The following is an 8785-nucleotide window of genomic DNA, read 5'->3' as shown; positions in this document are numbered from 1 at the left end:
GGGGGACCCCCTTCATGCACGCTGACCTCTCCCGCCTGACGTTCCGCCCGGAGCGGCACTACTCGGCGGTCGTCGCCCAGCAGGGACGCGTCCAGCTCGACGCCGACATCAACGAGCAGACCGCGATCCAGCTCCACCAGGCCCGCACGCTGGCCGCCGACCTGATCGGCCGGCACGGCGGGCCGCGCGACGCCGCGGGCTTCAAGGTCGACTACGTGGGCGGCAAGCACGACATCGACACGCTGCACATCCACGGCGGCCGCTACTACGTCGACGGCATCCTCGTCGACGCGACCCGCCCGGCGCCCGGCGTGCCCGTCCCGGACGACGACGCGGCCGAGCAGGAGCAGGACGCCGCCGCCCCGCCCGCGTACTGGACCTACTGGGACCAGCCCGACGGCTTTCGCGACCCGGAGAAGCCGGGCGACCGGCTGCCGTCGCCCGCCACCTCGCCATTCGTGGTCTACCTGAACGTGTGGGAGCGCGCGGTCACCGCCGCGGAGGACCCGGCGCTGCGCGAGGTCGCCCTCGGCGCCGCGATGCCCGACACCGCCGCCCGCGTGAAGGTCGTCTGGCAGGTGCTGCCCCTGTCGCTGGCCGCGCTGGACATCGAGGAGACCGACCCGTCCAAGGAGGTCGTCCGCGCCGCCTTCGACAAGTGGGCGCGGAAGCAGGCCGCGCCCACCGCGCGCCTCGCCGCCCGCAGCGAGCGGCCCGACCACGCCGACGAGGACCCCTGCCTGGTCAAGCCCGACGCCCGCTACCGCGGCCCGGAGAACCAGCTGTACCGCGTCGAGGTGCACGCGGGGGGCGACGCGAAGGACGCCACCTTCAAGTGGTCCCGCGAGAACGGCTCCGTGGTCTTCCCGGTCGACGAACTCGACGGCACCTGGGTGCAGTTGGCGTCCCTCGGCCACGACGACAAGCTGGACCTGGACGTCGGCGACCACGTGGAGCTCACCGACACCGCGTACGCCTCCCGCCTCGAACCCCTGCCCCTGCTCCGGGTCGAGGAGCTGGACCTGCCGGGCCGCCGCGTCCGCCTCAGCGCCGAGCCCGACCAGTCCGTCGGACGGCTGCCCCACCTCAACCCGTTCCTGCGGCGCTGGGACCACCACGGCGGACCGAAGCGCAAGGGCCGTACGACCGCTCTGAAGGGCGGCGCGGTCCCCGTCGCGGAGGGGGAGTGGCTGCCGCTGGAGGACGGCGTCGAGGTGTACTTCGCCAAGGGCGCCACGTACCGCACGGGGGACCACTGGATCATCCCCGCCCGCACCGCGACCGGCCGCGTCGAGTGGCCCGCGGACGCCGCCCGCCGCCCGCTGCTCCAGGGCCCCTCCGGCATCGTCCGCGGCTTCGCGCCACTGGCCCTGGTCAAGGGCGAGGGCGGCACCGTCGACCTGCGCCTCGCCTTCAACCCGCTGGCCAGCAGCATCCCGGCCGCCGACGAGGCGACGCTCGCGGCGGAGGAGCAGGCACGCCGCGAGGAGCAGCTGGCGGAGGACCCGTCCGGCGGGAGGTCGCAGACCACCGCGGAGGCGGAGGCGGCGGCGGAAGGAGACAAGTGATGGCCAAGCCCCTGAGCGCATCCAAGATGGTGGAGATCCTCCGCGCGGAGGGCCTGACGGTCCACGAGGTGCGCAGTTGGCGCACCCACAACCGCAACAGCAAGGGCGCCTGGGGCCCGGTGAACGGTGTGATGATCCACCACACCGTCACCAAGGGCACGGAGGCCTCCGTGAACATCTGCTACAACGGCTACTCCGGCCTGCCCGGCCCGCTCTGCCACGGCGTCATAGACAAGAAGGGCGAGATCCACCTCGTCGGCAACGGCCGTGCCAACCACGCCGGGCTCGGCGACAGCGACGTCCTGCGCGCCGTGATCAACGAGTCGAAGCTCCCGCACGACAACGAGGCCGACACCGACGGCAACGCCCGCTTCTACGGCTTCGAGTGCGTCAACCTCGGCGACGGCAAGGACCCCTGGCCCGAGGCACAGAAGGAGGCCATCGAGAAGGTCTCGGCCGCGATCTGCCGGCACCACGGCTGGAGCGAGCGCTCGGTCATCGGCCACAAGGAGTGGCAGCCGGGCAAGACCGACCCGCGCGGCTTCACGATGGACGGGATGCGGGGACGCATAGCGCAGCGGCTGAAGGGCGGCGGCGGTGGCGGCGATCCCACCCCCGACCCCAAGCCGGTGCCCAAGCCGAAGTACGTGCCGTTCCCGGGCAGCGGCTTCTTCCACATCGGGCAGAAGTCCCCGATCATCACGGCCATGGGCCACCGCCTGGTCGCCGAGGGGTGCGGCCGCTACGAGGAGGGCCCGAGCCCGGAGTGGACCGAGGCCGACCGCCGCTCCTACGCCGCCTGGCAGCAGAAGCTCCACTTCAAGGGCAAGGACGCGGACGGCATCCCCGGCAAGGTCAGCTGGGATCAGCTGAAGGTGCCCGACGGGGGGAAGTGAACGGTCCACCCCGGAGCCGCCCTGGATACCCCTACTGGGTATCCAGGGCGGCTCTGATTTTGCGTGATGGGTCTTGCTCGGCATCCGAAAACAAGTCACACTGGTACCGAACGAATGGTCGGTTGGGAAGCCGGAAGTCGGAAGCTGGTATCGATGACGGAACAGCTGCAGGAGCACTTCGACGCGACGATCTCGCGCGACCAGCGGATCGAGCCGCGGGACTGGATGCCGGACGGTTACCGCAGGACGCTGATCCGCCAGATCGCGCAGCACGCCCACTCGGAGATCATCGGCATGCAGCCGGAGGGGGAGTGGATCACGAAGGCGCCCTCCCTGCGGCGCAAGGCGATCCTCTTCGCGAAGGTGCAGGACGAGGCCGGGCACGGGCTGTATCTGTACTCGGCGGCGGAGACCCTGGGTACGGACCGCGCGGAGCTGACGGACCGGCTCATCGAGGGCCGCCAGAAGTACTCGTCGATCTTCAACTACCCGACCATGAGCTTCGCCGACGTCGGTGTGATCGGCTGGTTCGTGGACGGCGCGGCGATCTGCAACCAGGTGCCGCTGTGCCGCAGTTCCTACGGGCCGTACGCGCGCGCGATGGTGCGGATCTGCAAGGAGGAGTCGTTCCACCAGCGGCAGGGCTATGAGCTGCTGATGACGATGATGCGCGGCACCGAGGCCCAGCGGGAGATGGTGCAGGACGCCGTGAACCGCTGGTGGTGGCCGTCGCTGATGATGTTCGGCCCGCCCGACGACGCCTCGCCCAACTCCGCGCAGTCGATGGCCTGGAAGATCAAGCGGCACAGCAACGACGAGCTGCGCCGGCGCTTCGTGGACATGACCGTCCCACAGGCCGAAAAGCTGGGCGTGACCTTGCCCGACCCGGAGCTGCGCTGGAACGCCGAGCGCGGTCACCACGACTTCGGCACCCCCGACTGGGACGAGCTGATGCGGGTCATCAAGGGCGACGGGCCGTGCAACGACCAGCGGATGGAACGGCGCAGAAGCGCCCACGAGGAGGGCGCCTGGGTGCGGGAGGCGGCCACCGCCCACGCGGCCAAGCAGGCCGCCCGCGCGGAGAAGGGAGCGGTGGCATGACCGCCGAGAAGCCGTCCGGAATGCCGTCCGGGGCGCCGTCCGGGACGCTTTCCGAGAAGCGGGACTGGCCGCTGTACGAGGTGTTCGTGCGCGGCAAGCGCGGCCTCAACCACGTCCACGTGGGCTCGCTGCACGCCGCCGACGACCGGATGGCGCTCACCCACGCGCGCGACCTGTACACGCGGCGCAACGAGGGCGTCAGCATCTGGGTGGTGCGCTCGGAGCACATCGCCGCCTCGACCCGCGACGAGAAGGACCCGTTCTTCGCGCCCAGCGCCGACAAGGTCTACCGCCACCCGACGTTCTACGACATCCCCGACGACGTCCCGCACATCTGAAGGAGAGGGCATGAGTGACGACCACGTCTATCTGACCCTCGCCGAGGGACACGAGGACGACGCCCGCTGGGCCTACGGCACCGGCTTCGAGGACCCCCTGCACGGCGTGGACACCACGGTACCCGAGGGCATCGACGCCGGTGAACTGGCCGCCGTGTGCGTCGCGTTGGCCGACGACGCCCTGGTCTCGGCGCAGCGCCTGGCCGAGTGGATCACCCGGGCTCCCGAGCTGGAGGAGGAGGTCGCGCTGGCCAACATCGGCCTCGACCTCCTCGGCCAGGCCCGCCTGCTCTACTCCCGCGCCGGCCAGGCCGACGGCACCGGACGCGACGAGGACGCCTACGCCTACTTCCGCGACGCCGGCGACTTCCGCAACGTACGCCTGGCCGAAGTACCCAACGGCGACTTCGCGTTCTCGATCGTGCGGCTCCTGCTGCTCTCCAGCTGGCGCCTCGCCCACTTCGAGCGACTGGCGTCCCACCCGGACCCCGTGCTGGCGGCGATCGCCGCGAAGGGCGTCAAGGAGCTGGCCTACCACCGGCAGTACGCGGCGGAGTGGACGGTGCGCCTGGGCGACGGCACGGACGAGTCGCACCGCCGGACGCGCAAGGCCCTGGAGCAAGTGGCGCCCTATGTGGGCGAGTTGTTCACGGCCTACGACGTACGGGACGAGGTTGTCGCCGTCCTGCGCCAGGTGACCGGGGCGTCCGGACTGCCCATGCCCGTGTACCGTCCGCTGCCCGGATCCGGCCGCGACGGCGAGCACACCGAGCATCTCGCCCCGCTGCTGGCCGAGTTGCAGGGCGTGGCCCGGGCCCACCCGGAGGCGACATGGTGATCACGCTGCTGGACGCGAGGCGCGCCCGGTCCGTCGCCGAGCAGGTGCCGGACCCCGAGCTGCCCATGCTCACCCTCGCCGACCTGGGCGTCCTGCGGCACGTCGAGCTGACCGGGGACGGCACGGTGGTCGCGAGCCTGACCCCGACCTACTCGGGCTGCCCGGCGATGGCGGAGATGCGGGCGGACGTGGCGGCACGGCTGCGGGACGCCGGGTACACACGCGTGGAGATCCGCACGGTCCTCGACCCACCGTGGACCAGCGACTGGATCACCCCGGCCGGCCGCCGCAAGCTCGCCGAGCACGGCATCGCCCCACCGGGCCCCGCCCCGCGGAACGGCGGCCCCGTCCCGCTCGTCCTGTCACCCACCCGGCACGCGGTGACCTGCCCGCGCTGCGGCTCGGCGAACACCGAGGAGACCTCCCGCTTCGCCGCCACGTCCTGCAAGGCCCTGTGGCGCTGCCGCGCCTGCCGCGAGCCGTTCGAGTACGTCAAGGAGATCTGAATGGAAGGCCTGAAGGAAGCACAGACGGCTGCGTCGGTACGCCCGCGCACCCGCCGCCGTCCGGCCTTCCACCCCCTGCGCGTCGCCGCCGTGACGCCCCTGTGCGCGGACGCGGTCGCCGTCGGCTTCGACATCCCGGAGGAGCTGGCCGGGGAGTTCGCCTTCGAGCCCGGTCAGTCGCTGACGTTGCGGCGTGAGATCGACGGGCGGGACGAGCGCCGGTCGTACTCGATCTGTTCGCCGGTCGGGTCGAGTCCGCGGATCGGGGTGCGGGTCGTGCCCGGGGGCCTGTTCTCGTCGTGGCTCGTGAACGACGTACACCCCGGCGACACCGTCGAGGTGATGGCCCCCACCGGGGCCTTCACCCCCGACCTCACCTCCGTCGGCCACCATGTGCTGATCGCGGCGGGCTCCGGCATCACACCCATGATGTCCATCGCCGAGTCCGTCCTGGCCGCCGACTCCCGCTCGACGGTCACCCTCTTCTACGGCAACCGCCGTACCGACACCGTGATGTTCGCCGACGAGCTCGCGGACCTGAAGGACCTCTACCCGGCCCGGTTCCAGCTCGCCCACGTGCTCTCCCGGGAACCCCGCGAGGCCGAGGTGCTCTCCGGCCGTATCGACTCCGACCGGCTCACGACCCTCGTCGATGCGCTCGTCGACGTACCGACCGCCGACCACTGGTGGCTGTGCGGCCCGCACGGCATGGTCCGCGACGCGCAACGGGTGCTGGAGGGACTCGGGGTTCCGGTGGAACGGGTGCACCAGGAGCTGTTCTTCGCCGACGACGAGCCCGTACGGGAGGTGCACCACGAGGAAGCCGGACCGCAAGGGCCCGTCAGTCAGGTCACCATCACCCTCGACGGCCGTTCCACCGACGCGGCCCTGCCACGGGAGCGAAGCATCCTCGACGGTGCCCAACGGACCCGCCCCGACCTGCCGTTCGCCTGCAAGGGCGGAGTCTGCGGCACCTGCCGTGCCCTGGTCACCGACGGCAAGGCGGACATGCGCCGCAACTTCGCCCTGGAACCGGCCGAGGTGGCCGCGGGCTACGTGCTGACCTGCCAGTCGTACCCGGTGTCCGAGACCCTGACGGTGGACTACGACAGCTGAGATCGGCCGGCCGCGAGAGCTGAGCCCGCTGGAAGAGTGGGGTGGCGAGGAAAGCGAAAGGACTAGATTCAAGGAGGTTTGAGAAGGAAGCCCCTTCATGGCCTCGCCACGGCCCTCACATTAACAGTCAGGCAGGGATCAGGTCGCGCAGGTTTTCGGGCGTGAGGATCCGCGACTCCGGGTGCAGCCCCTCGGGCCGCTGCAGACCGACGTAGGTGACCGGACCCTCGGGGACCGCCTTGCCGTCCCACAGGGTCACAGCCGTCGCATCCATCAGATCCGTCAGATAGCGCACCGTCAGCTGCTCCCGCTCCACGATGCCGCGCAGCAGCGTCGCCACCGACACGCGGTTGCCCTCGACCCGGTTGGACGCCGGGGCGCCCTTGAGGTACAGGTGGAGCCACTTGGCACGCCACCGTCCGTCGGCCCCGCGCCGGAACGCCAGCGGCAGCGCCACCCGGCCCGGACCGCGCAGCTCCGACTTCATCCGCACGGTACGCGCCTCGAACGGACGCCCCTGCTGCTCGCCCTCGCGCAGCATGAACCCGAAGAACGACTCCTCCACGTCCTCGAAGCCCTCCCCGGAGAACAGGTTGACCTGGGGCACGACGAACGTGCCACGCACCGCGCCCAGCCGCAGATCGATGAACTCCGAGGCTCCTTCCGGCGCTTCGGTGATGTCACCGGAGTGCTCGCCCTCGACGTCACTGAGGTTGGTGTACGACAGCCAGGAGACGGTCTGGAAGGCGTCGTCCAGCATCAGCGCCGACAGGTCGTAGTCGGTGTCGCGGCTCTTCTGCTTCCAGTACACGAAGAACCGCAGCAGCTCACCGTCGACCGGCGACACCGAGCCGCGCGGCAGCACACCGAGGCCGGCCGCGGTCGCCTTGCCGCTGAGCGGCAGCGCGACATCGAGGACGTCCGGGTCGATCAGCAGATGCCCCGCAGCCGGGAGCCTGCGCCGCAGCTCCGCGTCGAACGCGGCGATCAGACGCCCCCGCTCACCCGGCAGTACGGGCGGGCGGGTGTCCTCGGTGACCCAGGCGCGGCCGACCTGGTTGACGAAGACACGGCGCTCGCCGGTGTCCCGCGCCCGGTTGTGCAGATGCTCCCGCACCGACAGCACGACCCGCCCGGCGACCTGCGGGGCCACGTCCACGGCGGCGGCCACGACCGCGTCCCGCTCCTCCTGCGTGAGGGCCATGCGCAGCAGCCGGTCCAGGGCGCGGAACAGCTTGCCCGGCGCGGACCTGAGCAGCTTCACCGCACCGTCGACGTCATGCATGCCGAGCAGCTCCTCGACCAGGCTGTCGAAGGACCGCGCCTCCTTCTCACCCCGGGCGACCGCGAAGACGTCGGCGGCGTGCGGCCACTGCGGATACTCGTGCGGGTGGAGCCGCTCGCCCAGCCGCTTGAAGTCCTCGCGGTGGGCGTGGACGTCCGCGAGCTTGGCGGGCACGGCCGCGACGACCGAGTCGAGTCCCGCCAGCAGAGCCCGGCGCACCGGCCGGGACAGCCCCCGGAACCGTGTCGGCTCCACCAGCGTCACATCACCGTCCGACAGCGCGCAGGCCAGCCGCAGTACGTCGGTCACCGTGTCCAGCAGCGGCTCCGAACCGGCCCGCAGCCGGGCCCGGTTGATCACGGCACGGTTCTCCCGGACCGGATCTGCTCGGGCTGCGGCCCGTCCACGCACCTCTCGGCCAGCAGGTCGAGATCCCGCAGGCCCTCCTCGCCGAGCGGCGTGCCGCTGCCCGCCAACGCCAGGTACAGGGCGGTGACTTCGGCGTACGCGTCGCCGCCGAGGTGCAGGACGGTCATACGGTCGCCCGCCGCGGCGATCAGCTCGTCGTGGTGGCCGAGCATCTCCGTGTACGTGTGCTGGTAGCGGCCGTACGACGGCAGGGTGAGCAGGTTCACCACACCGTCGCTCAGCTGCTCCAGCGTGCTCGCGCGTGTCGCGTCGTCGGCGAGCGCCTCGGCGATGCAGCGCGTCCAGAAGTCGTATGTGTCCGGCACATTGGCCGGGAAGTCGATGAAGTACACGTTGTGCCGCACATGGTCGCCGACCATCTCGCGGACCGTGTCCAGCGTCCGCGTGGCGGTGTCGACCACCGTGCCTTCGGACAGGCCCGACAGCCGCGCCAGCAGCTCCGCCGAGAGCTTGAAACCCACGGACATGAGCGCGGCGTCGAACTGCCGGGCCGCGACGGCGCCCTCCCCGGCGGGGCCCACGGGGGAGGGGAGACGGTGGGTGTGCCGGATGACCAGGGGTTCGAGACGGTGGACCATTCCGGGATGGTCCCAGAGCAGCGCGAGCGGGCGCATGCGGATTTTTGTGTCATCGAGCCGACGGCCAGGTCAGGAGCACCGGCCAGGTCAGGAGGGACAGCCAGGTCAGGAGCACCGGCCAGGTCAGGAG

7 protein-coding genes and 1 pseudogene are annotated in these 8785 nt (G+C 71.2%); 7 read left to right on the top strand and 1 reads right to left on the bottom strand.

The features are described from left to right. Positions 1-14: 14 nt before the first annotated feature. From ABIE67_RS07080 to paaE, 7 genes are all read left to right on the top strand, one after another. Positions 15-1568, top strand: coding sequence for a DUF6519 domain-containing protein (locus ABIE67_RS07080; protein WP_370255093.1), 1554 nt, complete (start codon positions 15-17; stop codon positions 1566-1568). Further along, positions 1568-2464 (top strand): peptidoglycan-binding protein, encoded by an 897-nt coding sequence (locus ABIE67_RS07075; protein WP_370255091.1) that lies wholly within the window; start codon positions 1568-1570, stop codon positions 2462-2464. Before ABIE67_RS07080 ends, ABIE67_RS07075 begins: the two co-directional genes overlap by 1 nt. A 153-nt stretch (positions 2465-2617) precedes the next feature. Then, positions 2618-3565, top strand: a complete 948-nt coding sequence (gene paaA / locus ABIE67_RS07070; RefSeq protein ID WP_370255089.1) for a 1,2-phenylacetyl-CoA epoxidase subunit PaaA — start codon at positions 2618-2620, stop codon at positions 3563-3565. A 20-nt stretch (positions 3566-3585) separates the two neighbouring features. Continuing rightward, the gene (paaB, locus tag ABIE67_RS07065; RefSeq protein WP_370268294.1) at positions 3586-3903 is read left to right on the top strand and encodes a 1,2-phenylacetyl-CoA epoxidase subunit PaaB; all 318 of its coding nucleotides are present in this window, start codon (positions 3586-3588) and stop codon (positions 3901-3903) included. A 10-nt stretch (positions 3904-3913) separates the two neighbouring features. After that, the gene (paaC, locus tag ABIE67_RS07060) at positions 3914-4741 is read left to right on the top strand and encodes a 1,2-phenylacetyl-CoA epoxidase subunit PaaC (RefSeq protein WP_370255087.1); all 828 of its coding nucleotides are present in this window, start codon (positions 3914-3916) and stop codon (positions 4739-4741) included. Further along, positions 4735-5247, top strand: coding sequence for a 1,2-phenylacetyl-CoA epoxidase subunit PaaD (paaD, locus tag ABIE67_RS07055; RefSeq protein ID WP_370255085.1), 513 nt, complete (start codon positions 4735-4737; stop codon positions 5245-5247). Before paaC ends, paaD begins: the two co-directional genes overlap by 7 nt. Further along, on the top strand, positions 5248-6363 hold the full coding sequence (gene paaE / locus ABIE67_RS07050; RefSeq protein WP_370255083.1) for a 1,2-phenylacetyl-CoA epoxidase subunit PaaE: 1116 nt from the start codon (positions 5248-5250) through the stop codon (positions 6361-6363). A 127-nt stretch (positions 6364-6490) separates the two neighbouring features. On the opposite strand, the pseudogene ABIE67_RS07045 reads toward paaE, so the two are convergent. After that, a pseudogene (locus tag ABIE67_RS07045) lies at positions 6491-8655 on the bottom strand (TerD family protein). Between the last annotated feature and the right edge of the window lie 130 nt (positions 8656-8785).

The sequence above is a fragment of the Streptomyces sp. V4I8 genome (assembly GCF_041261225.1).
Lineage (GTDB): Bacteria > Actinomycetota > Actinomycetes > Streptomycetales > Streptomycetaceae > Streptomyces.
The sequence above is the reverse complement of the archived record's forward strand: the minus strand, read 5'-3'. Positions and strand labels throughout refer to the sequence as shown.